1 protein-coding gene is annotated in these 212 nt (G+C 70.8%); it reads left to right on the plus strand.

The genetic code is table 11. The features are described from left to right. Positions 1–212, plus strand: a 212-nt coding sequence (locus tag B9S61_RS39680; protein ID WP_146065056.1) for a transposase, incomplete at both ends; no start/stop codon positions are given.

Below are 212 nucleotides of genomic sequence, written 5' to 3' on the forward strand. Positions count from 1 at the left end.
GACGCGGCCCGCACCATGCCGCACACCCTGCGATCCCTGGAGCTGACTGACGAGATCACCGCCGAACTCACGGTCCTCGTCGGCTTCGACCAGGACCTCGCGGCCGAGGCCACCCGCACCTCCAACCGGATACGCGGTCTGCTCACCCAGTTCCACCCCAGCCTGGAACGCGTCCTCGGCCCCCGCCTCGACCACCCCGCCGTCACCTGGCT

The organism is Streptomyces sp. SM1, from assembly GCF_002910825.1.
GTDB classification, from domain to species: Bacteria; Actinomycetota; Actinomycetes; order Streptomycetales; family Streptomycetaceae; genus Streptomyces; species Streptomyces okerensis.